The organism is Saccharopolyspora cebuensis (assembly GCF_039542665.1).
GTDB classification, from domain to species: domain Bacteria; phylum Actinomycetota; class Actinomycetes; order Mycobacteriales; family Pseudonocardiaceae; genus Saccharopolyspora; species Saccharopolyspora cebuensis.
On the sequence record NZ_BAABII010000002.1, the window covers coordinates 158,370 to 179,576 of the forward strand.

Consider the following 21,207-nt stretch of genomic DNA (forward strand, 5'->3'; position numbering starts at 1 on the left):
ATTCTGAAAAGGCCCCTGGGTGAGGGGCACCTTCATCCGGCCATGTCGGATGCGGGTGCCCGCGCTCGGCCCGGTCCGCGGCGCTCAGGCGTAGAGCGCGAGCCAGATGGCGATGTGGTGGCACAACGCGGCGAGCGAGACCGTCGAGTGGAAGAACTCGTGGTAGCCGAAGGTCTTCGGCCAGGGGTCCGGCCAGCGGGTGGCGTAGAACACCGCGCCCGCGGTGTAGAGCACGCCGCCGACCAGCAGCAGCACCAGGACCGCGACCCCGGCGTTGTGCAGGAGGTCGGGCAGCACGAACACGGCGACCCAGCCGAGCGCGATGTAGACGGGCACGCCCACCCAGCGGGGCGCGTTGGGCCAGGCCAGCTTGAGCACCACACCGCCGAGGGCGCCGCCCCAGACCACCGCCAGGACCAGCGCACCGGTCGTCGGCTGCATCGAGAGCATGGCCAGCGGGGTGTAGGTGCCCGCGATGAACAGGAAGATCATCGAGTGGTCGAGCCGGCGCATCCAGGTCCGGGCGCCGAGGGTGTTCCACGTCTTGCGGTGGTACAGGGCGCTCACGCCGAACAGGCCGAGCACGGTGGCCACGTAGATCGAGGTGCCGAGCGCCGCTTCGCCCGACACGGTCGCGGCGGCCAGCGCGATCAGCGTGGCGCCCGCGATCACGGAGACGACGAGGGACCACAGGTGGATCCACCCGCGCATCCTCGGCTTGACGAAGGCGGTGGCGCGGCGGGCCGACAGGGCGCTAGTCACACCCCCGAGGTTACGGGACCGTAGGTCGGGGCGCGGGTGACCTTCGTCGTAACCGGTTGGGCCAGGGAGGAATTCGCCGCCCGAGCAGGTCGGCGTACTCTCGTCGAGCGTGACGCTCAAGGTTCGGCTCCGGGAGTTCATCCTCGACATCTACGAGCGGCGGCTGCGCCGCAAGCTCGACGGCTTGCAGCACCCGCGCCACGTCGGGGTCATCCTCGACGGCAACCGCAGATGGGCGAAGGAAGCCGGTCTGGAGGCGGCCTACGGGCACCGCGCGGGCGCCCGCAAGATCGCCGAGATGCTCGGCTGGTGCGAGCAGGCCAACGTGGAAGTGGTCACGCTGTGGCTGCTGTCCACCGACAACCTCAGCCGCAGCAGCGACGAGCTCAAGGCGCTGCTGGAGATCATCAGCGGGGTGGTCGACGAGCTGACCGGTCCGGCCAAGCCGTGGCGGGTGCGCATCGTGGGTGCGCTGGACCTGCTGCCCACCGAGACCGCCGCCCGGTTGTCGGCCGCCGCGCTGCGCACCGAGGGCCGCGGCGGGATGCAGGTCAACGTGGCGGTCGGGTACGGCGGTCGGCGGGAGATCGCCGACGCGGTCCGCAAGCTGCTCCAGCGGCACGCCGAGGCGGGCACGACCATCGAGGAGCTCGCCGAGGTGCTCACCGTCGACCACATCGCCGAACACCTCTACACCTCGGGCCAGCCGGACCCCGACCTGGTGATCCGCACCTCCGGGGAGCAGCGGCTGTCCGGTTTCATGCTGTGGCAGTCGGCGCACTCGGAGTTCTGGTTCTGCGAGGCGTACTGGCCCGCGTTCCGGCAGGTCGACTTCCTGCGCGCGCTCCGCGACTACGCGGTGCGGCACCGGCGCTTCGGCGGGTAGCGCGGACGGCAGCGCGGGGGCCGGACCACGATCGGCCCGGCCCCCGCGCTGGATCAGCGGATCACTTGTCCACGTGCGGGTGGTCCACGATCGGCGAGTTGTTGCAGTCGCTGGTCTGCGGCGAGGCGACCGGCACGATGACGCCCAGGATCGCGACGTTGTTGCCGCACAGGTTGATCGGCACCGCGTTGATGTTGAGGTCGTTCAGGATGTTGACGCCGTCGTTGCCCGCGCTGTCGGCGTGGGCCATCGGGGCGAGCGCGAGCATGCCGGCGGCGGCGCCACCGACGATCGCGGCCTTCTTCAGCATTCGGTTCCTCCTTCGATTGCCGCGGCGTCCTCGTCCGGCGCGTCGAGGGAAGGCTCGCGGTGGCGGGCATTCGACCGCGAAAGGGTCGATGCGCCACCGCCGCCACGCCGGTTCGCCGCAGCGATTACCACTGTCGTATGATCGACGATCACATCATTGCCGGTCGCGGGATCGAAAAGGCGACCGGGAAAAATTCAGCGCTCCCGCTGTGCGCGACTGTGCGCGCGACTGTGCGCGTGACGGGGCGCCGGACCGAACCGGCGCCCCGCTGCGCGGTACCACCTCGATGAGGCGGTGGTCCGCAGTGCGACCGAACCAGGTCAGTCGACGTGCGGGTGGTCCACGATCGCCGAGTTGTTGCAGTCGGAGGCCTGCGGCGAGGCGATCGGCACGATGACGCCGATGAGCGCCGCGACGTTGTTGCCGCACGCGTTGATCGGCAGCAAGTTCACGTTGTTGTCGTTCAGCGCGTTGATGCCGTCGTTGCCCGCGCTGTCGGCGTGGGCCATCGGGGCCAGGGCGAGCAGGCCGGCGGTGGCGCCGGTGAGGATGGCGGCCTTCTTCAGCACGTGAGTAACTCCTTGTTCTTGGGACGGAGATTGAGTGCGATCGCCGCTCGGTGAGAACACCAAGGGTTCGCTGAGGGAAGCACCCGGGCGAAAACATAGCGAAGAAGACCAACGAGAAGACAGCTCAGTAACACCATTGTGTGTAATATTCGATGAGGCCGGTCGGATTTCGTTGCGACGGCAAAAAGAGCGGGTCGCGGCGCTGTTTCCGGAATTGCCGTTCGGCGGTCCGCCGAACCCGGCCAACGGATGAACTTCCGGCCGGACGCGATTTTCTCCACCGTGATCGTCGGACCATTCTTTCGTGCGGGAGGATCACTCGTTCAGCCGACCGATTGATCACCGCTCGTGCTTGACGGCGGCGCGCCCGCTCCCGCCCGGGCGGACCCCGCTGACCTGCTCGGCTGCTCCTCCCGATGGCCGCCCGGACCGGTCCGCACCACCGCGGCAAGTCCCTGATCAGGGCGGGAGCGCCACGAGGTGACGCGCGAGCGACGATCCGCTGAATCACCTGTGTGGTCGCCTGCCTCCCGCCGATCACGCAGGTAGCGTGCGCGGTGACGGGTCGTCCAGTTCCGTAAGCGGCCCGTCCGGGGAGGCCCTGACCGTGGCTGTTGGCCGGAGCGGACGCCAGAACGTCCACCGTGGTCGCGGGGGGCCGGTGCGCGGCCCTCACGTCGCCCCCGGCGGACTCCGGTCCGGCCCGGGCGCGGCGGGGCAGGCCCGGCCCGCCGACGAGCGGGTGTGCTCGCCACGCCCGCGAGGGAGTAGCCGTGACCGCACGACGTTCCCAGCCGCACGCGGACCCCGTTCAGCCGGAGACCGCTGCCGTCGCTGGTGCTGAGACCGAGGTCCGCACGTACGTCCTCGACACCTCGGTGCTGCTGTCCGATCCGTGGGCGATGACCCGTTTCGCCGAGCACCGCGTGGTGCTCCCCGTGGTGGTGGTCGGTGAACTCGAGGCCAAGCGCCACCACCCCGAACTCGGGTGGTTCGCCCGCGAGGCCCTCCGCGCGCTCGACGACCTCAGACTCCGCCACGGGCGGCTGGACACCCCGGTCCCGGTGGCGGCCGAGGGCGGCAGCCTGCAGGTCGAGCTCAACCACTCCGACCAGCAGGTCCTCCCGCCGGGCTTCCGCGCCGACTCCAACGACGCCCGCATCCTGGCCTGCGCGCTGAACCTGTCCGCCGACGGCCACCGGGTCACCCTGGTCACCAAGGACATGCCGCTGCGGGTCAAGGCGGCCGCGGTGGCGCTGGACGCGGAGGAGTACCGGGCGCAGGACGTGGTGTCCTCCGGGTGGACCGGGATGGCCGACGTCGACGTGCCCCCGGGCTCGGTCGACGTGCTGTTCAAGGACGGGGTCGCCGATCTCGACGAGGCCCGCGAACTGCCCGCCAACACCGGCGTCCGGCTGCTGGCCGGAACGCAGAGCGCGCTCGGCCGGGTCACCGCGGACAAGCAGGTGCGGCTGGTGCGCGGCGACCGGGAGGCGTTCGGCCTGCACGGGCGCTCGGCGGAGCAGCGGATCGCGCTGGACCTGCTGCTGGACCCCGAGGTCGGGATCATCTCGCTCGGCGGCCGGGCGGGCACCGGCAAGTCGGCGCTCGCGCTGTGCGCGGGACTGGAGGCGGTGCTCGAACGCCAGCAGCACCGCAAGGTCGTGGTGTTCCGGCCGGTCTACGCGGTCGGCGGTCAGGAGCTCGGCTACCTCCCCGGCACCGAGAACGAGAAGATGCAGCCCTGGGCGCAGGCGGTCTTCGACACCCTCGGCGCCATGTGCAGCGAGAACGTCCTCGACGAGGTGATGGACCGGGGGATGCTCGAGGTGCTCCCGCTGACCCACATCCGGGGCCGTTCGCTGCACGACTCCTACGTGATCGTCGACGAGGCGCAGTCGCTGGAGCGCAACGTCCTGCTCACCGTGCTGTCCCGGCTCGGCGCGAACTCCCGCGTGGTGCTCACCCACGACGTCGCCCAGCGCGACAACCTCCGGGTGGGCAGGCACGACGGGGTCGCGGCGGTGATCGAGAAGCTCAAGGGGCACCCGCTGTTCGCCCACGTCACGCTCACCCGCTCGGAGCGCTCGCCGATCGCGGCGCTGGTGACGGAACTGCTCGAAGGCGACTTCATCGCTTAGGGATGTGCGGTGGTCCCGTGGCGGGGCGGTGCCGGTGGCGGAACCCCACCGGGCTTCTCGCTGCGGGATCTCCGACATCAGGCCGGTTCACCACGTCGGAGCTGTCCTCGCGAGAAGCCCGCTGAGAACCCGCGGCGGTGCCAGTGGCGAGGGTGGGGTAGTGCGGAAGCGGCTCCCGCCGCTTGCCTGACCGGCGCGGGCCGCTTGCGCAGGCGTGACCACCCAGTTGTCGTCCGGGTTGGGCCATTCGGGTGGTGCTTTTCGAGGTGAGGGGCACCCTTGTCCGAGTAACTGGGACAAGGGTGCCCCTCACCTGGGTCACTTCCGGGTGAGGGGCGGGTGGCTCACCAGCCGGTCGGGCCTCACCAGCCGGTCGGGAGCGGGCGGCCCTCGGCGAAGCCCGCCGCGGACTGGATGCCGACCGTCGCGCGTTCGTGGAACTCCTCCAGGGTGCGGGCGCCCGCGTAGGTGCAGGCCGAGCGCAGGCCGGAGGTGATCTGGTCCAGCAGGTCCTCGACGCCGGGGAAGCGCGGGTCCAACTGCATCCGCGAGCTGGAGATGCCCTCCTCGAACAGCGCCTTGCGGGCCCGGTCGAACGCGCCGTCGGTGCGGGTCCGGGCCGACACGGCGCGCTTGGAGGCCATCCCGAAGGACTCCTTGTAGGCCCGGCCGTGCTCGTCGCGCTGCAGGTCGCCGGGGGACTCGTAGGTCCCGGCGAACCAGGAGCCGACCATCACCGACGAGGCGCCGGCGGCCAGGGCCAGCGCCACGTCGCGCGGGTGGCGCACACCACCGTCGGCCCACACGTGCTTGCCGAGCCGGCGCGCCTCGGCGGCGCACTCGGCGACGGCGGAGAACTGGGGCCGCCCGACGCCGGTCATCATCCGCGTCGTGCACATCGCGCCCGGACCGACGCCGACCTTGATCACGTCGGCCCCGGCCTCGACCAGGTCGCGGACGCCCTCGGCGGTGACCACGTTGCCCGCCACCACCGGCACCGACGGCGAGACCGACCGCACCGCGCCCAGCGCCGCCACCATCTTGTCCTGGTGGCCGTGCGCGGTGTCCACCACGAGGGCGTCCACCCCGGATGCCAGCAGCGCCGAGGCCTTGGCCGCCACGTCGCCGTTGACGCCGACGGCGGCGGCGACCCGCAGCGCGCCCCGGTCGTCCAGGGCGGGGGAGTAGATCTCGGCGCGCAGCGCGGCCCGGGCGGTCATGATCCCGGCCAGCGCCCCGTCGGAGTCGACCGCCAGCGCCACCGGCCGGGCTTGCTTGTCGAGCTGCTCGAACACCTGGCGCGGTTCGGTCTCCAGCGGCAGCACCACCGGATGCCGGTCGGCGACCTCGCCGACCCGGGCGAACCGGTCCACCCCGGTGCAGGCGTGCTCGTCGACGACGCCCACCGGCCGGGACGCGTCGTCGACCACCACCACGGCGCCGTGGGCGCGCTTGGGGAGCAGGTTGAGCACGTCGGCGACCGCGGCGTCGGCGTGCACCACCAGCGGGGTGTCCCACACGGGGTGGCGCTGCTTGACCCAGGAGACGATCTCGCCGACCGCCTGCGGGTCGACGTCCTGCGGGAGGACCACCAGGCCGCCCCGGCGGGCGACGGTCTCGGCCATCCGCCGCCCGGCCACCGCCGTCATGTTCGCGACCACGATCGGCAGGGTCGTGCCGCTGCCGTCGCTGGTGGCGAGGTCGACGTCGAAGCGCGACTCGACGCCGGAGCGCCGGGGGGCGAGGAAGACGTCGTCGTAGGTCAGATCTGTGGTGGGCTGCTGCCCGTTCAAGAACCGCACGTCATCCCACCCTACGGGTTCCGGCGAGGCGCTCCCAGCTCCGCGCGGGCGCCAGCCCTTCGGGTGAGGCGGGGCGTCAGATGTCGTCGGAGAGCAGCGGCTCGAAGCTCCGGTACGCGTCGTAGTTGCGGAAGAACCGGCTGTAGAGCTCGCTGCCGTCGTCGAAGGTGGCGTCCTCCAGCGGCTTGACCTCCACGACCTGCTTGAGCCGCCAGGTGATCAGCTCCTGGTGCTCGTTGTGGTAACTGGTCTCCTGCTGCTTGCCCGCCTCGGTGGCCTTCTCCCGCGCCTCCTCCTCGGACTCCGCCTTGAGCAGCACGAAGGACTCCTCGTAGAGCGGGCGGTAGTCGGCGGCCTCGGCGGCGGATTCCAGCAGCAGCACGGCGACGTAGTGCTCTCGCTCGACCGGGTGCGCCCCGGCCTGGAAGTCCCTCGGGTCGATGCCGCCCGAACCGATGTTGACCGAGGGGACCTCGTCGAACTCGTTGCTGCTCATGGCCCCAGGGTCTCACCCGCCGGGGAGCAGGGCGCGCACCGCCTCGACGAGGTCGGCGTCGGCCGGGTCCTTGTCCGGGCGGTACCGCAGCACCCGGGCGAAGCGCAGCGCGACGCCGCCCGGGTAGCGCGTGCTGGTCTGCACGCCGTCCAGCTCGATCTCCACGACGGGGCCGGCGTCCAGCCGCACGCCCCACGGTTCCCGGGCGGTGGCGCGGCGCTGGAACTCCTCGGTCTGCCAGCTCAGGAGCTCGTCGGTGAGGCCCTTGAACGTCTTGCCCACCATGACTGGCGGGCCGCCGTCGGGGTCGCGGGCGCCCAGGTGCAGGTTGGACAGCCAGCCGCGCCGCCGCCCGCTGCCCCACTCGGCGGCCAGCACGACCAGGTCCAGGGTGTGCTCGGGCTTGACCTTGCGCCAGGACCGGCCGCGCCGCCCGGCGGCGTAGACCGAGTCCAGGGACTTGACCACGAGCCCTTCGTTCCCGGCGGCCAGCGCGTCGTCGAACAGGGCGGCGGCGCGCTCCGGGGTCGGCTCCGGCTCGGCGGGGACGCGGTGCCCGGCGGCGACCCGGTCGAGCGCGGCCAGCCGGTCCCGCAGCGGCCGGTCCAGCAGGTCCTCGCCGTCGAGGTGCAGGCAGTCGAAGAAGTACGGGTGCAGCAGGACGTCGCGGGCCTCGCGGGCGCCGAAGCGGCCCATCGTCTCCTGGAACGGGCGCGGGCGGCCCCGGTCGTCGAGCGCCAGCGCCTCGCCGTCGAGCACCACCCGGCGGCAGTCCATCGCGCGCACCAGTTCGACGAGCTCCGGGGTTCCCGCGGTGATGTCGCGCAGCGCGCGGGTGTAGACGCGGACCTCGTCGCCGTCGCGGTGCACCTGGATCCGGGCGCCGTCGAGCTTGTGCTCCACGGTGGCGGCGCCGAGCTCGGCGAGCGCCTGGTCCAGCGTTCCGGCGGGGGAGGCCAGCATCGGGCGGATCGGGCGGCCGAGTTCGAGGTGGAAGCCCGACAGCGCGGTCTCGCCGCCGTGCAGCGCGGCGCGGGCGGTGTCCGGGAGCCGTCCGGAGAGCATGAAGGCGCGGCGCACGGACTCGGTGCGGACCTCGGCGGCGCGGGCGATGGCCTCGACCATGACGCCCTCCAGCGCGCCCTGGCGCAGCTCGCCGCCCAGCAGCCGGACCAGGAAGTCCTGCTCGGCGGGGGTGGCGCGGGCCAGCAGCGCGGTGAGCGCGGCCTGCCGCCTGCGCCCGGCCCCGCTGCCCGCGATGCGGCGGACCTCGTCGACGGCCTCGGTGACCTCGGTGATGCCGAGCGCGGGCCGCTCGGCGGGTGCGACGTCCAGGGCGGCGAGCGTCGACCAGCCGACTCCGGCCCGGCCGCCGGGCAGCTCCCCGGAGAGCATCGCGGTGGCGGGGGCGACCTCGGCCTCGTCGAGCCGGGCGAGCAGGGCGGCCAGCGCCGCGGTCTTGGCGGTGCGGGAACGCGTCCCGGTGACCTCGGCGGAGACCTCGACGACGGCGGCGAGCGGCACCATGCCCCCATGGTGGGCGATCCCACCCCCGGACCGCCGGTTACCGACGAGTAACCTGTGTCGCATGGACGCGGAATTCGGCTGGGTGGCCGACGGGATGAAGCAGTTGGTGCCGTGGGTGGCCACGGCGGGGATCGAGTTCGCCTCGGTCGAGGCGGACCGGGTGGTGTGCTCGCTGCCCGACGTGCCCGAGCAGCGCAACCACGTCGGCGGACCGCACGCCGCGGTGATGTTCGGCCTGGCCGAGACGGCCTCCGGCGCGGTCGGGCTGGCCTCCTTCTCGGCGGTGCTGGACCGGGCCACGCCGCTGGTGGTGGACGCCGAGGTGCACTACCGGGCGCTGGCGCTCGGCGCGCTGACCGCCGAGGCGGTGCTCGGGCGCGACGCCGCGGCGGTGCTCGCCGAGCTCGACGCGGGCGAGCGCCCCGAGTTCCCGGTGCGCTGCACGATCCGCGACGAGCAGGACCAGGTCACCGGCGAGCTGACGGTGCGCTGGACGCTCCGCCCGAAGCGCTGACACCCCGTGGGGTGACGAGTGAGGGGCACCTTCATCCGACATAGCCAGATGAAGGTGCCCCTCACTCACGATCAAGACCAGCGGGACGGGTGACGGCCAGGCGTGGCGGTCACTTCGCCCGGGCCATCCCGAGCAGGTCGAGGGCCTCGTCGAGCTGTTCGAGGGTGAGCTTGCCGTGCTCGACGTGGCCGCGCTCCAGCACCACCTCGCGGATGGTCCGGCGCTCCTTGAGCGCCTGCTTGGCGATCGCGGCGGCTTCCTCGTAGCCGATGTAGCGGTTCAGCGGGGTCACGATCGACGGCGAGCCCTCGGCGTACTCCCGCGCCCGGTCGACGTTCACCTGCACGCCCGCGAAGACCTTGTCGGCCAGCTGGCGGGACACCGCGGCCAGCAGCCGGGTCGACTCCAGCACGTTGCGGGCGATCACCGGCAGCATCACGTTGAGCTGGAAGTTGCCCTGCGACCCGGCGAAGGCCACCGCCGCGTCGTTGCCGATCACCTGGGCGACGACCTGCAGCGTCGCCTCCGGGATCACCGGGTTGACCTTGCCCGGCATGATCGACGAACCCGGCTGGAGGTCCGGCAGCGCCAGCTCGGCCAGCCCGGTGCGCGGACCGGAGCCCAGCCAGCGCACGTCGTTGGCGATCTTGCTCAGGCTGACCGCCACGGTGCGCAGGTTGCCGGAGGTCTCCACCACCGAGTCCTGCGCCGCCTGCGCCTCGAAGTGGTCGCGGGCCTCGCTCAGCGGCAGCCCGGTGACCTTCGCCAGCTCCTCGGCGACCGCCGCGCCGAAGCCCTCGGGGGCGTTGAGGCCGGAGCCGACCGCGGTGCCGCCGATCGGCAGCTCGCCGAGCCGGCCCAGGCCGCCGCGCAGCCGCTCGACGCCGAAGCGGATCTGCGACGCCCACGCCCCGGCCTCCTGGGCCAGCGTGATCGGCACCGCGTCCATCAGGTGCGTGCGGCCGGACTTGACCACCTCGGTCCACTCGGCGGCGCGGCCCTCGACGGTGTCCGCGAGGTGCTCCAGCGCCGGGACCAGGTCCTCCAGCACGGCCTCGGTGGCCGCGACGTGGATCGTGGTCGGGAAGGTGTCGTTGGACGACTGGGAGGCGTTGACGTCGTCGTTGGGATGGACGTCGCGGCCGAGGCCGCGCGTGGCCAGGGTGGCGATGACCTCGTTGGCGTTCATGTTCGACGAGGTGCCCGAACCGGTCTGGAAGACGTCGATCGGGAAGTGCTCGTCGTGCTCGCCCCGGGCGACCTGGTCGGCGGCTTCGGCGATGGCCTCGGCGACGTCGGCGTCCAGGATGCCCAGCCGACCGTTGACCCGAGCCGTCGCGGCCTTGAGCAGGCCCAGCGCGCGGATCTGCGCCCGCTCCAGCCCGCGCCCGGAGATCGGGAAGTTCTCCACCGCCCGTTGGGTCTGCGCGCGGTAGAGGGCGTGGGCGGGCACCTTGACCTCGCCCATCGTGTCGTGTTCGATCCGGTAGTCCTGTTCAGCCATGGCAGAAGTGTCCCGCTTCGGCGGCGGGCGGGTCAGTATGGGCCGCCCCACTCGTCGGGCGCTGGATCGATGAAGACCGCTGTCGCGTGGCGGAACCGCAGCGGCTGCCCGGGCACCGGATCCGGGAAGAACGCGCGGCCGCCCCGCTCGCGGGGAGCGGGGCGGCCGCGTCGACGCGGGGTCAGCCCGTGTGCTGCTGGATCCAGTCGGCGTAGGCGGTGGCGTCGGTGTAGATCGACGGCGCCGTGCCGCAGGCCGGGACCAGGCTGCCGAGCCTGCTGGTGACGCCGGTCAGCCGCCAGTCGCCCGGGGTGCCCTCCAACTGCGGGCCGCCGGAGTCGCCGAAGCAGGCGTTGGCCAGCAGCCCGCCGCCGGTGCAGATCTCGGTGCCGCCGTCGACGAAGCCCAGCGTGCACATGCTGTCCGGGACCACCTGGGTGTCGAGCTCCTGGAGCTGCACCGGGGGCTGCCCGCAACCGCGCACCGGGCAGGTCAGGCCCCAGCCGATGATCCGCGAGGCGGTGCCCGGCTCACCCGAGGTCTCGGCGAGCTCGATCGGCTCGTTCGGCACGGCCCGGTCCAGCTCCAGCAGCGCGATGTCGCCGCTCGGGGCGCCGGTGGCGTAGTCCGGGTGGACGACCACGGTGGCCACCCCCGCCTCGGTGCCGCCGGTGGTGTGGTCCGGGCTGCCGATGCGCAGGCCGAGCGCGGCGGGATCGGCCCCGTCCACGCAGTGCGCGGCGGTCAGCACCCAGCGCTCGTCGATCAGCGAGCCGCCGCAGCTGTGCTGCCCGGACTGCTGCAAGGAGGCCATCCAGTCGTACTGCTCGGTGGCGTCGTGGCCGCCGACGATGAGCGCGCCCGGGTCGTCGGCGGCCTGGGCCGCCCCCGTCGTCGCGGTCGCGCCGAGCAGCAGCGCCGCGGCGGCGCCGACGATCGCGGCTCGTTTTCTCACTGCATCCCCTCTCCCCGAACTGCGTTGCGGCGACGGTAGGAGCGCCCATCGGGGACCGGTACCGCCGTCTGCGGCGGCGGACTGGGTGAACCGGCGCAGCGTTCGGGCGATTCGCGGCCGGTTCGCCCGACTAGCCTGGTATGCGTCCACGGGCGCCGAGACGAGGTGGTGGACGATGACGTCGCACGAGGTGGACCTGCTGATCGTGGGGGCCGGACCGACCGGGCTGTTCGCCACCTACTACGCGGGATTCCGGGGCATGTCGGTGGCCGTCGTCGACGCGCTGCCCGAACCCGGCGGGCAGATCACCGCGATGTACCCGGAGAAGATGATCCTCGACGTCGCCGGATTCCCCGCCGTGCGCGGCCGGGACCTGGTGGGCGGGCTGGTGGAGCAGGCGGAGCGCTACGAGCCGCACTACCTGCTCGGCCGCGCCGCGGCGGAGCTGTCCGAACAGGACGGCGGCTTCCGGGTCGGCATCGGCGCGGCGGAATCGGTGCGCTGCCGGGCGGTCCTGGTGACCGCGGGGATCGGGGAGTTCACCCCGCGACCGCTGCCCGCGGGCGCGGAATGGCTCGATCGGGGAGTGGTGCACTTCATCCCGGAGCTGTCCGTCCACAGCGGTCAGGACGTGGTGGTGGTCGGCGGCGGGGACTCGGCGTTCGACTGGGCCGCCGCCCTGCACCCGGTGGCGCGCAGCGTGACCCTGGTGCACCGGCGCTCGCGGTTCCGGGCGCACGCCGGGCTGGTGTCCGAAGTGGCCGGTCTGGGCGTGCCGTTGATCACCCCGGCGGAGGTCGTCGAGGTCCGCGGCGACGAGCGCGGCGTGCGGGAGGTGGAGATCGAGGTCGACGAGCAGCGGCGGGTGCTGCCCGCGCAGGCGGTGGTGGCCGCGCTCGGCTTCACCGCCGACCTCGGGCCGATCGAGGACTGGGGGCTCGGCGTGGCGAAGCGGTCGATCCCGGTGGACAGCACGATGCGCACCGGCCGCCCCGGCGTGTACGCCGCGGGCGACGTGGCGTCCTACCCGGGGAAGGTGAAGCTGATCGCCACCGGGTTCGGCGAGGCGGCCACCGCGGTGAACAACATCGCCGTCGCGCTCGACCCCGGCGCCCACCTGTTCCCCGGCCACTCGTCCGACGCGGGCTGACCCGGCGGCAGGTCGCGCCGAAAAAACCGCGCGACCCGGCCGCGGCGCCGGTGCTAGCCTGGTGGGGCGCCTCACGTCGGGGCGCGATGTGCTGCGGAGGTGGGTTGATGACTGCGCGGAGTGCCGCCGTGCTCGGCGACCGTTTCGTCCCCACCTGCCCGTCCCTGGTCTGACCCGGCACCGCCGCGAGCGGTGCTCCCTCGGCTGATCAGGGCCCTCACCTCGAAGGGTGACCTCCTCAGCGATGACCGACGACGTCTTCGAATCCCTCTTCGCGCTCGGCCGCGACCTGCCCAGGCAGGGGCCCGGTTCCGACGCGACCACCCGGCGGCTGCTGGAGCTGGCCGGACCGCTCCCGGCGCGCCCGCGCGCGCTCGACCTCGGCTGCGGCCCCGGCCGGGCGTCGCTGGTGCTCGCCGACGCCGGGGCCGACGTGCTCGCCCTCGACGTGCACCGGCCGTTCCTCGACCGGCTCGCCGAGGCCGCCGCGGCGCGCGGCCTGCCGGTCCGCACCACCTGCCGCAGCATGGCGGACCTGCCCCACCCGGACGCCTCCTTCGACCTGCTGTGGGCGGAGGGTTCGGCCTACCTGATCGGGTTCGCCGAGGCGCTGCGGCAGTGGCGCCGGCTGCTCGCCCCGGGCGGCGCGCTGGTCGTCACCGAAGCGGAGTGGGCCGCCGCCGAGCCCTCGGCGGCGGCGCGGGAGTTCTGGGCGCAGCACGGCGGGCTGCGCACCGCGGCCGGGACGGTCGCGGCGGCGCGGACCGCGGGCTACGACGTGGAAGCCGCGCTGCCGCTGCCCGACCGCGACTGGTTCGACGAGTACTACGGACCGCTCGCCGAGCGGGTCGGGAACGCGGACCTGGACCGCCCCGGGATGCCGGAGGCGGTGGCGCGCACCAGCGCCGAGATCCGGCTCCGGCGCGAACACCCGGAGGACTACCGCTACACCGGGTACGTGCTCCGCCCGACCGCGCCGCGGCCCGGTCCACCGTGGACGGCGCGGGCCGAGGTCGACGCCGACCGGCCGCGGGTCCGGGCGGTGAACCTCACCGCGTTCCCCGGGGCGGCGGAGGCCGACCTGGTGGACGCGCTGCGCGCCGATCCGGACGCCTGGATCCCGGGGCTGTCCTGGGTGGCGACCTCGGCCGACGGCCGGATCGCCGGGCACGCGCTGCTGACCCGGTGCCAGGTCGGCGGGGCGCCCGCGCTGGCGCTCGCGCCGTGCGCGGTGCGGCCGGAGCACCAGCGGCGGGGCGCCGGGTCGGCGGCGATCCGCGGGGCGCTGGACGCCGCCCGGCGGCTCGGCGAGAACCTCGTCGTCGTCCTCGGGCACGCCGACTACTACCCGCGGTTCGGGTTCACCCCGGCCGCCGGGTTCGGCATCCGGGCGGGGTTCGAGGTGCCGGAGGAGAGCCTGATGGCGCTGGCCCTGGACCCGTCGCGCCCGGTGCCGACCGGCACGATCCGCTACCCGGCGGCCTTCGGCGTCTAACGCCTCAGGACCGCTTGCGCCCATGGCCTGCGCGGTGGAACCCCAGTGGCCTCCTCGCTGCGCCGATCGCCTCCTGATGTACCCACGGTCGGCCCTGTCCTCGCGAGGGGACCGCGGAGCGGTCACGTCCGAGCACGGGCCGCGGTGCGAGCTGCGTGCCCCACCGCATGCGGCTCCGCCGCGTCCTGGAAGGACCGAAGTGAGTGAGGGGCACCCTTGCCCGAGTTACTTGGACAAGGGTGCCCCTCACCTGGCGCACGCTCGGGTGAGACATCCCCCGGTCGGGTGCGGAGTGAGGGGCACCTGCATCCGGCTATGTCGGACAAGGGTGCCCCTCACTCCGCGATCGCGGTCAGGCGGCGGTGCGGATCCAGTCGGCGTAGGCGACGACGTCGGCGTAGATCGACGGACCGGTGGCGCAGGTCGGGTTCTCGTTGCCCGCGCGGCTCGTGGCGCCGATCAGCTCCCAGTTCCCCGGGGTGCCCTTGATCTGCGGGCCGCCGGAGTCGCCGTAGCAGGCGCCGGAGTCGCCGCCGGGGTTGTCGGTGCAGATCTCGTTGGCCCCGTCGATGCCGAGGCAGTCGGCGTCGGGGACGACCTGGGTGTCGAGTTCCTGCAGCGTGCGCGGGGCGGGACCGCAGCCGGGCTCGGCGCAGGTCTGGCCCCAGCCGATGATCCGGGTCGCGGTGCCGGGGTCGCCGGAGTCGTCGGCGATCGGGATCGGGGTGGCCGACACCGGGCGGTCCAGGGTCAGCACGGCGATGTCGCCGGTCGGGTGGGTCCGGATCGAGGCGACCCCGGCCTCCTCGCCGCCCGAGGTGTGGTCGTTGCTGCCGACCCGGACGGTGTACCCGGAGCCGCCGACGCAGTGCGCGGCGGTGACCACGCGGTCCTCGGCGATGAGCGAGCCGCCGCAGGCGTGCTGCCCCTGCTGCTGGAGCGACACCACGAACGAGTACTCCTCGGTGGCGTCGTGGCCGCCGACGATGAGCGGGCTCACCTCGGGCGGCGGCGCCGCGACCGCCGGGGCGGCGAGGCCGGGCAGGACGAACGCGCCGACCGCCGCGGCCGTCGCGAGCAGAACCGATCGCTTCCGCACGTCGAACTCCCTCCGTGTGGGTCGGCTCCGACGGCCGACCGGTACGGAAGGTAACCGTGATCACTCGAAAGGCGTACCCACGAAAGCATGAGCACGAGTGCGGTGCGCGCCACGCCGGGCGGAAAACCGCAGCGCGCTGGGGCCGTTCCGGCCGTGCCACCGGTTTTTCCCGGAATTCCCCCGCGAACCCGGTGACCCCGCCCCGGTCCGCCCCGCGCAACAGCACCCGGACGGGTGCGGAGTGCGGGGCACCTTCACCCGGCCATGTCGGATGAAGGTGCCCCGCACCAGGCTTGGACGGGGGTCTGGCGGTGGGGTCAGGGGAGCAGGCCGTGGCGGGGGCTGTCCGGCTCGCCGAAGTCCACATCGGAGTACTCGCGCAGCTTGGCCAGCCGGTGCGAGCCGTCGACCACCCGGACCGTGCCCGACTTCGACCGCATCACGATGGACTGCGTCGAGCACCGGTTCGCCCGGTAGTGCACGCCCTTGAGCAGCGCGCCGTCGGTGATGCCGGTGGCGCAGAAGAAGACGTTGTCCCCGCGCACCAGGTCGCCGGTGGTGAGCACCCGCGCCGGGTCGTGCCCCGCCTCGCGCAGCCGGGCGCGCTCCTCGTCGTCGCGCGGCCACAGCCGGGTCTGGATCTCGCCGTCCAGGCACTTCATCGCGGAGGCGGTGATGATCCCCTCCGGGGTGCCGCCGATGCCCAGCAGCATGTCGACGCCGCTGCTCGGGCGGGCCGCGGCGATGGCGCCCGCGACGTCGCCGTCGGAGATGAACTGGATCCGGGCGCCGGCGTCGCGCACCTCGGTGACGATCCGCTCGTGGCGCGGCCGGTCCAGGATGCACACCGTCACGTCCGAGACGTCGATCCGCTTGGCCCGGGCGACCCGGCGGATGTTCTCGGCGATCGGGGCGTCGAGGTCCACGCTGCCCGCCGCCTCCGGGCCGACGGCCATCTTCTCCATGTAGAACACCGCGGAGGGGTCGAACATGGTGCCCCGCTCGGCCACCGCGAGCACCGCCAGCGAGTTCGGCATCCCCTTGCTCAGCAACGTGGTCCCGTCGATCGGGTCCACCGCCACGTCGACCTCGGGGCCCTCGCCGTTGCCCACCTCCTCGCCGTTGTAGAGCATCGGCGCCTCGTCCTTCTCGCCCTCGCCGATGACCACCACGCCGCGCATCGAGACGCTGCCGATCAGCCTGCGCATGGCGTCCACCGCGGCCCCGTCGCCGGAGTTCTTGTCGCCGCGCCCGACCCAGCGCCCGGCGGCCATCGCCGCCGCTTCGGTCACCCGGACGAGCTCCATCGCGAGGTTGCGGTCCGGCGCCTCGTGCTGCTGGTCGGTGGTGGACGTGCTCATCGCGCCTCCCGGTAGTGGGCCTCGTCGCCCGAGTCCGGCGGAGCGGGTCCGCGCTCGGGGCTCGTCGGCCCGATCTTCGCATCCCGATGGTGCGTTCGGCGGTCCCACGTGGGGCAGCCCACTGCACCCCGGCCGCCCGCGCCGCTCTCCCGGTGCTGGTGAGAGCATGGGAGTCGTGGCCGAACCGCGCAACCAGCTACCGGAACAGCTCCGCAAGCGGACCCCGTCGGCGATGGTGTTCGCCATCCTGCCGATGGTGCTGGTCGCCCTCGGTGCGGCCGGGCTCATCTCGCAGTGGTCGTTCAGCCCCGGCGGGCCCTCGGTGGACGGCGCCTCGGTGCCGACCGTCGACGTGGCCGCCGAACTCGACCAGGCGGCCGATCGCGCCGGGTTCCCGGTCGTGGACCCCGCGCTGCCGCCCGAGTGGCGGGCGAACTCGGCGAACGTGACGACGCTGGCGTCCAAGGCGCAGGTCGTGCGGGTCGGCTGGTTGACCGGTGAGGCGCACTACCTGCGGTTGGCCCAGTCGACCGCCGCCGAGGCGGAGCTGGTCGCCGCCGAGACCCGGCGGGAGCCCGCGGCGCAGGGCGTCGTGCGGGCCGCCGGGCTGGACTGGGTGGTCTACCGCAGCGTGCGCGACGAGCGGGCGTGGGTCGGCGAGCGGGCCGGCGTCCGGCTGCTGATCACCGGCAACGGCACCGAGGCGGAGTTCCGCACGCTCGCCGAGGCCGCCGTCGCCGCGCCCCTGGTCCGGCCGTAGGGAGCGGAACCTCAGTCGCCGTCGGTTTCCCCGTCCTCGGCGTCGTCCTCGACGGCGGCCAGCGCGCGCTCGACGCGTTCCCGGGCCCCGGCGAGGTGGCCCTCGCAGACCGCCGCGAGCGCTTCGCCGCGTTCCCACAGCGCCAGCGAGTCCTCCAGCGACAACCCGCCCGCTTCGAGCCGCTTGACCACCGAGGCCAGCTCGTCGCGGGCCTGCTCGTAGCCGAGCTCGGCCACGTCGGGGTGGTCGGCCACCGGGTCGAAGTGCTCGTCGGAACCGGTCCGGTCGCTCGTGGTCACGGGGTGGGACTCTCCAGCCGTTCTCGTTCGGGAGCGCTGCGCACCGACACCACGGCGGTCGCCAGCGCCTGGTCGTAGCCGACGAACGCCTCGGCGAACTCGGCACCGTCGCCCTCGCGCACCGCGTCGTTGATGCGGAGCTGGGCTTCGGTGACCCTACGCCGGTGCGCCGACCCGCCGCCGAGCCACCAGGTGCGGCCGGTGTAGCAGGAGGCGGCCTCGGCCAGCGCCCGCAGCCGGGACGGCAGCTCCGCGCGCTCGGCCGGGTGGCAGCCGCCGAGCAGCGCGGCCCAGCAGCCCGCCGCGGCGGTGTCGGCGGCCTCGGCGCACCGCCGGACCTCCCCCGCGCGGGCGCGTCCGGGATCCTCGGGCGCGGACGCCGCCGTCCGCGACACGCCGATCGTCAGCGGGAGGAACGCGGGTTCCGGCGTCGGGTGCACTGCCTCAGTCCTTTCGGGAAGCGGCGGGGCCGCTCGCGGTGGGCGCTCGGCTGCACCGCCGCCGGGGTCGTCGCCTCGCGAGGGCGCCGGAGCGTCCGAGGTACCCGCGCGTCCGCGCCGGGGCGGTCCTCAGTCCTCGTCGGCCTGCCCGGGGACGACCACGTGGACGGCGCCGTCGGCGACCCGCACCCGCAGCCGGGTGCCCGGGGGCGCGTCGTCGACCGACCGGAGCACGCCGTCCACCCCGTCGACGCGCTGCACGATCGCGTAGCCACGGGCCAGCGTGGCCGCCGGGCCCAAGGTCGTCAAGCGCGATCTGGTCGCCGCCAGGGATTGCTGCTCGGCGGTGAGCACCGCGGTGATCGCCCGGCGGGACCGGTCGCGGAGCAGTTCGACCTGCTCAGCGCGCTGGTCCAGGGGGCCGTGCGGGTCGGCGAGGACGGGCCTGCTGCGCAGCGCGTCGAGCAGCCTGCGCTCCCGGTCCACCCAGCCGTGCAGGGCCCGCCGCGCCCGGTCCCGGAGCTGGTGGACGCGCTGGGTTTCCTCGGCCACGTCCGGCACGATCCGCTTGCCCGCCCCGGTGGGCGTCGAGCAGCGCACGTCGGCCACGTGGTCGACGACCGGGCTGTCCGGTTCGTGGCCGATGGCGCTGACCACCGGCGTCCGGCAGCGCGACACCGCCCGGCACAGCGCCTCGTCGGAGAACGGCAGCAGGTCCTCGACGCTGCCGCCGCCGCGCGCGAGCACGATCACGTCGACCTCGGGGTCGCGGTCCAGCTCGTCCAGCGCGCCGAGGATCTGCGGCACCGCGGAGGCGCCCTGCACGGCGACGTTGCGCACCTCGAACCGGACCGCGGGCCAGCGCAGCCGCGCGTTGGTCAGCACGTCGTGCTCGGCGGCCGAGGCCCGCCCGGTGATCAGCCCCACCCGGTTCGGCAGGAACGGCAGCGGGCGCTTGCGCGCGGCGTCGAACAGCCCTTCGGCGGCGAGCAGCTTGCGGAGCCGCTCGATCCGGGCCAGCAGCTCGCCGATGCCCACCGCGCGGATCTCGTCGACGCGCAGGCTCAGCGTGCCCCGGTTGACGAAGTACGAGAACTTGCCGTGCACCACGACCCGGCTGCCGTCGGCCAGCGGCGGGTCCATCCGGCGCAGCATCGCCGCCGAGCAGGTCAGCGTCAGCGACACGTCGGCGGAGGGATCGCGCAGGGTGAGGAAGGCGGTGGCGGCGCCGGGGCGCAGCGAGATCTGGGTGATCTGGCCCTCCACCCACAGCGCGCCGAGCCGGTTGATCCACTCGGCGATCTTGCGCGCGACCGTGCGTACCGGCCACGGCTCCTCGGGACTGGTGGGGGAACTCAGCTCGACTCCTCGATTCGGTCCGGCGGGATCACCGCGAGCGTAGGCGCTCCAGCCGGTTGGACAGCATCCGGACGAACTCGGGGCGCCGGCCGTGCGCCTGCTCGTGGGCGAGCAGCCGCTCCAGCTCGTCGGGGCCGAAGGCGCGCAGCTTCCCCCGGAGCTGGGGCAGCGTGAGGTCGTCGTACTCCGGCAGCACGTCGAGCTCCGAGGAGAGCACCTCGGGCTCCTCCGCCGGCTCCTCGGTCTCGTCCTCGTCGAAGGTCGCCCAGGACGGCTGTTCCTCGGCGCGCCGGAACCCGGCCAGCGCGGTGTCGCCCTTGATCGCCAGCTCGGTCACCTGCTGCTGGATCCGCATCGAGAGCTGGAGCGCCTCGCTGGCCATCGTGACGGGCAGTCCGACCAGGTGCCCGGGCAGGGCCCGGGCCTGCTCGACCGCGGTGGCCGCGACACCCGCGGCGACCCGGACCGGGAGGGGGAGCGATCGCATGGCCCCAGCCTGCCGCACGCGGGGGTCACCTGCCCAGGGCATGTCCGGAAGCAGCCCGGCCGTCCGGGACGGGGAAGTCTTCCCGCCGTCCGCGTGAACCGGCGGTGACCCCCGGTCGACGGGGTCCGACCGCTGCGCGGCGACCAGTGCTGACGTGCCGCAGGACCGCCGGTACGCCTGGGCTGACCGGAACCGGCGTGGTCCGTACCCTGGATGCCATGACGACCTCGCCCCAGGCCACCGACGCCGATCAGGGAACCCAGCCGACCAAGCGGGTCCTGCTGGCCAAGCCGCGCGGGTACTGCGCTGGTGTCGATCGCGCGGTGATCACCGTGGAGAAGGCCCTGGAGACCTACGGCGCACCGATCTACGTGCGCAAGGAGATCGTGCACAACAAGCACGTCGTCGAGACGCTGCGCGAGCGCGGCGTGATCTTCGTGGACGAGACCGACGAGGTGCCGGAGGGCGCGATGGTCGTCTTCTCCGCGCACGGGGTCTCGCCCGCGGTGCACGAGGAGGCGCAGCGGCGCAACCTGCGCACCATCGACGCGACCTGCCCGCTGGTGACCAAGGTCCACAAGGAGGTCAACCGGTTCGCCCGGGACGACTACGACATCCTGCTGATCGGCCACGAGGGCCACGAGGAGGTCGAGGGCACCGCGGGCGAGGCGCCGGAGCGGGTGCAGCTCGTCGACAAGCCCGAGGACGTCGACAAGGTCGAGGTCCGCGACCCGAACAAGGTCGTGTGGCTGTCCCAGACCACGCTCAGCGTGGACGAGACGATGGAGCGGGTGGACCAGCTCAAGGGCCGGTTCCCCGACTTGCAGGCGCCGCCCAGCGACGACATCTGCTACGCCACCTCGAACCGGCAGGACGCGGTCAAGGCGATGGCCGCCGAGTGCGACCTGGTGATCGTGGTCGGCTCGCAGAACTCGTCGAACTCCAAGCGGCTGGTGGAGGTGGCGCTGCAGGCGGGCGCGACGGCCTCGTACCTGGTCGACTACGCCGACCAGGTCGACCCGGCGTGGCTCGACGGCGTCGGCACCGTCGGGGTGACCAGCGGCGCGTCGGTGCCGGACGTGCTGGTGTTCCAGGTGCTCGACTTCCTCGCCGAGCGCGGCTGGGAGCACGTGGACGAGGTCACCACGGCCAACGAGAAGGTCACCTTCGCGCTGCCCCGCGAGCTGCGCAAGGACCTGGACGAGAACCCGCGCAACCCCAAGGGCGTGCGCTGACGCCGAGCTCGCCGCGAGACGTCGACGGCCCCGCGACCGGCTGCGGTCGCGGGGCC

The 21,207-nt window shown here is 73.5% G+C and carries 21 protein-coding genes; 7 read left to right on the top strand and 14 right to left on the bottom strand.

Going from position 1 to position 21,207, the window contains the following annotated elements; genetic code table 11:
- Positions 1 to 84: 84 nt before the first annotated feature.
- Positions 85 to 762 (bottom strand): PAQR family membrane homeostasis protein TrhA, encoded by a 678-nt coding sequence (gene trhA / locus ABD976_RS01995; protein WP_369774539.1) that lies wholly within the window; start codon positions 760 to 762, stop codon positions 85 to 87.
- 109 nt (positions 763 to 871) lie between these two features.
- On the opposite strand from trhA, the gene ABD976_RS02000 reads away from it, so the two are divergent.
- Positions 872 to 1,648: an isoprenyl transferase gene (locus ABD976_RS02000; RefSeq protein WP_345356095.1), complete on the top strand. Its 777-nt coding sequence runs from the start codon at positions 872 to 874 to the stop codon at positions 1,646 to 1,648.
- Between the two features lie 61 nt (positions 1,649 to 1,709).
- Here the strand turns inward: ABD976_RS02000 and ABD976_RS02005 are convergent, their stop codons facing one another.
- Both ABD976_RS02005 and ABD976_RS02010 read right to left on the bottom strand, forming a co-directional pair.
- On the bottom strand, positions 1,710 to 1,958 hold the full coding sequence (locus ABD976_RS02005) for a hypothetical protein (protein ID WP_345356097.1): 249 nt from the start codon (positions 1,956 to 1,958) through the stop codon (positions 1,710 to 1,712).
- Positions 1,959 to 2,278: 320 nt separating this feature from the next.
- Entirely contained in the window at positions 2,279 to 2,527 is a 249-nt protein-coding gene (locus ABD976_RS02010) for a hypothetical protein (protein ID WP_345356100.1), read from the bottom strand.
- A 773-nt stretch (positions 2,528 to 3,300) separates the two neighbouring features.
- On the opposite strand from ABD976_RS02010, the gene phoH2 reads away from it, so the two are divergent.
- Positions 3,301 to 4,668: an RNA 5'-3' helicase PhoH2 gene (gene phoH2 / locus ABD976_RS02015; protein WP_345356102.1), complete on the top strand. Its 1,368-nt coding sequence runs from the start codon at positions 3,301 to 3,303 to the stop codon at positions 4,666 to 4,668.
- Between the two features lie 362 nt (positions 4,669 to 5,030).
- On the opposite strand, the gene ABD976_RS02020 is transcribed toward phoH2, so the two are convergent.
- The 3 genes from ABD976_RS02020 to ABD976_RS02030 form a co-directional block, all read right to left on the bottom strand.
- Positions 5,031 to 6,470 (bottom strand): GuaB1 family IMP dehydrogenase-related protein, encoded by a 1,440-nt coding sequence (locus ABD976_RS02020; RefSeq protein WP_345356104.1) that lies wholly within the window; start codon positions 6,468 to 6,470, stop codon positions 5,031 to 5,033.
- Between the two features lie 76 nt (positions 6,471 to 6,546).
- Positions 6,547 to 6,966: a DUF4288 domain-containing protein gene (locus tag ABD976_RS02025; protein ID WP_345356106.1), complete on the bottom strand. Its 420-nt coding sequence runs from the start codon at positions 6,964 to 6,966 to the stop codon at positions 6,547 to 6,549.
- A 12-nt stretch (positions 6,967 to 6,978) separates the two neighbouring features.
- Positions 6,979 to 8,493, bottom strand: coding sequence for an ATP-dependent DNA ligase (locus ABD976_RS02030; RefSeq protein WP_345356109.1), 1,515 nt, complete (start codon positions 8,491 to 8,493; stop codon positions 6,979 to 6,981).
- A gap of 61 nt (positions 8,494 to 8,554) precedes the next feature.
- Here ABD976_RS02030 and ABD976_RS02035 point away from each other — a divergent pair, with 61 nt between their 5' ends.
- The gene (locus ABD976_RS02035) at positions 8,555 to 9,007 is read left to right on the top strand and encodes a DUF4442 domain-containing protein (RefSeq protein WP_345356112.1); all 453 of its coding nucleotides are present in this window, start codon (positions 8,555 to 8,557) and stop codon (positions 9,005 to 9,007) included.
- 109 nt (positions 9,008 to 9,116) lie between these two features.
- Here ABD976_RS02035 and ABD976_RS02040 read toward each other — a convergent pair whose 3' ends face one another.
- Together ABD976_RS02040 and ABD976_RS02045 are read right to left on the bottom strand one after the other, a co-directional pair.
- Complete coding sequence (locus ABD976_RS02040) at positions 9,117 to 10,511, bottom strand: class II fumarate hydratase (protein ID WP_345356115.1); 1,395 nt, start codon at positions 10,509 to 10,511, stop codon at positions 9,117 to 9,119.
- Positions 10,512 to 10,692: 181 nt separating this feature from the next.
- Positions 10,693 to 11,466, bottom strand: a complete 774-nt coding sequence (locus tag ABD976_RS02045; RefSeq protein WP_345356118.1) for a S1 family peptidase — start codon at positions 11,464 to 11,466, stop codon at positions 10,693 to 10,695.
- A 175-nt stretch (positions 11,467 to 11,641) separates the two neighbouring features.
- Between ABD976_RS02045 and ABD976_RS02050 the strand changes: the two genes are divergently transcribed.
- The gene (locus ABD976_RS02050) at positions 11,642 to 12,616 is read left to right on the top strand and encodes an NAD(P)/FAD-dependent oxidoreductase (protein WP_345356121.1); all 975 of its coding nucleotides are present in this window, start codon (positions 11,642 to 11,644) and stop codon (positions 12,614 to 12,616) included.
- Positions 12,617 to 12,860: 244 nt separating this feature from the next.
- Positions 12,861 to 14,111: a bifunctional class I SAM-dependent methyltransferase/N-acetyltransferase gene (locus tag ABD976_RS02055; RefSeq protein ID WP_345356124.1), complete on the top strand. Its 1,251-nt coding sequence runs from the start codon at positions 12,861 to 12,863 to the stop codon at positions 14,109 to 14,111.
- Between the two features lie 352 nt (positions 14,112 to 14,463).
- Here the strand turns inward: ABD976_RS02055 and ABD976_RS02060 are convergent, their stop codons facing one another.
- The gene (locus ABD976_RS02060; protein ID WP_345356127.1) at positions 14,464 to 15,210 is read right to left on the bottom strand and encodes a S1 family peptidase; all 747 of its coding nucleotides are present in this window, start codon (positions 15,208 to 15,210) and stop codon (positions 14,464 to 14,466) included.
- A 317-nt stretch (positions 15,211 to 15,527) separates the two neighbouring features.
- Complete coding sequence (glpX, locus tag ABD976_RS02065; protein ID WP_345356130.1) at positions 15,528 to 16,571, bottom strand: class II fructose-bisphosphatase; 1,044 nt, start codon at positions 16,569 to 16,571, stop codon at positions 15,528 to 15,530.
- Between the two features lie 166 nt (positions 16,572 to 16,737).
- On the opposite strand from glpX, the gene ABD976_RS02070 reads away from it, so the two are divergent.
- Entirely contained in the window at positions 16,738 to 17,331 is a 594-nt protein-coding gene (locus ABD976_RS02070) for a DUF4245 domain-containing protein (RefSeq protein ID WP_345356133.1), read from the top strand.
- Between the two features lie 11 nt (positions 17,332 to 17,342).
- Here the strand turns inward: ABD976_RS02070 and ABD976_RS02075 are convergent, their stop codons facing one another.
- The 4 genes from ABD976_RS02075 to ABD976_RS02090 form a co-directional block, all read right to left on the bottom strand.
- Complete coding sequence (locus tag ABD976_RS02075) at positions 17,343 to 17,585, bottom strand: exodeoxyribonuclease VII small subunit (protein WP_345356486.1); 243 nt, start codon at positions 17,583 to 17,585, stop codon at positions 17,343 to 17,345.
- Positions 17,586 to 17,626: 41 nt separating this feature from the next.
- Positions 17,627 to 18,070: a hypothetical protein gene (locus ABD976_RS02080; protein WP_345356136.1), complete on the bottom strand. Its 444-nt coding sequence runs from the start codon at positions 18,068 to 18,070 to the stop codon at positions 17,627 to 17,629.
- Positions 18,071 to 18,199: 129 nt separating this feature from the next.
- Positions 18,200 to 19,429 (bottom strand): exodeoxyribonuclease VII large subunit, encoded by a 1,230-nt coding sequence (gene xseA, locus ABD976_RS02085; RefSeq protein ID WP_345356489.1) that lies wholly within the window; start codon positions 19,427 to 19,429, stop codon positions 18,200 to 18,202.
- A gap of 28 nt (positions 19,430 to 19,457) precedes the next feature.
- Complete coding sequence (locus ABD976_RS02090) at positions 19,458 to 19,916, bottom strand: lipid droplet-associated protein (RefSeq protein WP_345356139.1); 459 nt, start codon at positions 19,914 to 19,916, stop codon at positions 19,458 to 19,460.
- 218 nt (positions 19,917 to 20,134) lie between these two features.
- Between ABD976_RS02090 and ABD976_RS02095 the strand changes: the two genes are divergently transcribed.
- Entirely contained in the window at positions 20,135 to 21,151 is a 1,017-nt protein-coding gene (locus ABD976_RS02095; protein WP_345356142.1) for a 4-hydroxy-3-methylbut-2-enyl diphosphate reductase, read from the top strand.
- The last annotated feature ends 56 nt before the right edge of the window (positions 21,152 to 21,207 follow it).

Excerpts from the sequence above, each read along its gene's own strand:
- ABD976_RS02030 (WP_345356109.1), bottom strand. The coding sequence starts at position 8,493 with ATGGTGCCGCTCGCCGCCGTCGTCGAGGTCTCCGCCGAGGTCACCGGG.
- ABD976_RS02035 (WP_345356112.1), top strand. The coding sequence starts at position 8,555 with ATGGACGCGGAATTCGGCTGGGTGGCCGACGGGATGAAGCAGTTGGTG.
- glpX (WP_345356130.1), bottom strand. The coding sequence starts at position 16,571 with ATGAGCACGTCCACCACCGACCAGCAGCACGAGGCGCCGGACCGCAAC.
- ABD976_RS02050 (WP_345356121.1), top strand. The coding sequence starts at position 11,642 with ATGACGTCGCACGAGGTGGACCTGCTGATCGTGGGGGCCGGACCGACC.
- ABD976_RS02040 (WP_345356115.1), bottom strand. The coding sequence starts at position 10,511 with ATGGCTGAACAGGACTACCGGATCGAACACGACACGATGGGCGAGGTC.
- ABD976_RS02025 (WP_345356106.1), bottom strand. The coding sequence starts at position 6,966 with ATGAGCAGCAACGAGTTCGACGAGGTCCCCTCGGTCAACATCGGTTCG.
- ABD976_RS02090 (WP_345356139.1), bottom strand. The coding sequence starts at position 19,916 with ATGCGATCGCTCCCCCTCCCGGTCCGGGTCGCCGCGGGTGTCGCGGCC.
- ABD976_RS02070 (WP_345356133.1), top strand. The coding sequence starts at position 16,738 with ATGGGAGTCGTGGCCGAACCGCGCAACCAGCTACCGGAACAGCTCCGC.
- ABD976_RS02095 (WP_345356142.1), top strand. The coding sequence starts at position 20,135 with ATGACGACCTCGCCCCAGGCCACCGACGCCGATCAGGGAACCCAGCCG.
- ABD976_RS02005 (WP_345356097.1), bottom strand. The coding sequence starts at position 1,958 with ATGCTGAAGAAGGCCGCGATCGTCGGTGGCGCCGCCGCCGGCATGCTC.
- ABD976_RS02055 (WP_345356124.1), top strand. The coding sequence starts at position 12,861 with ATGACCGACGACGTCTTCGAATCCCTCTTCGCGCTCGGCCGCGACCTG.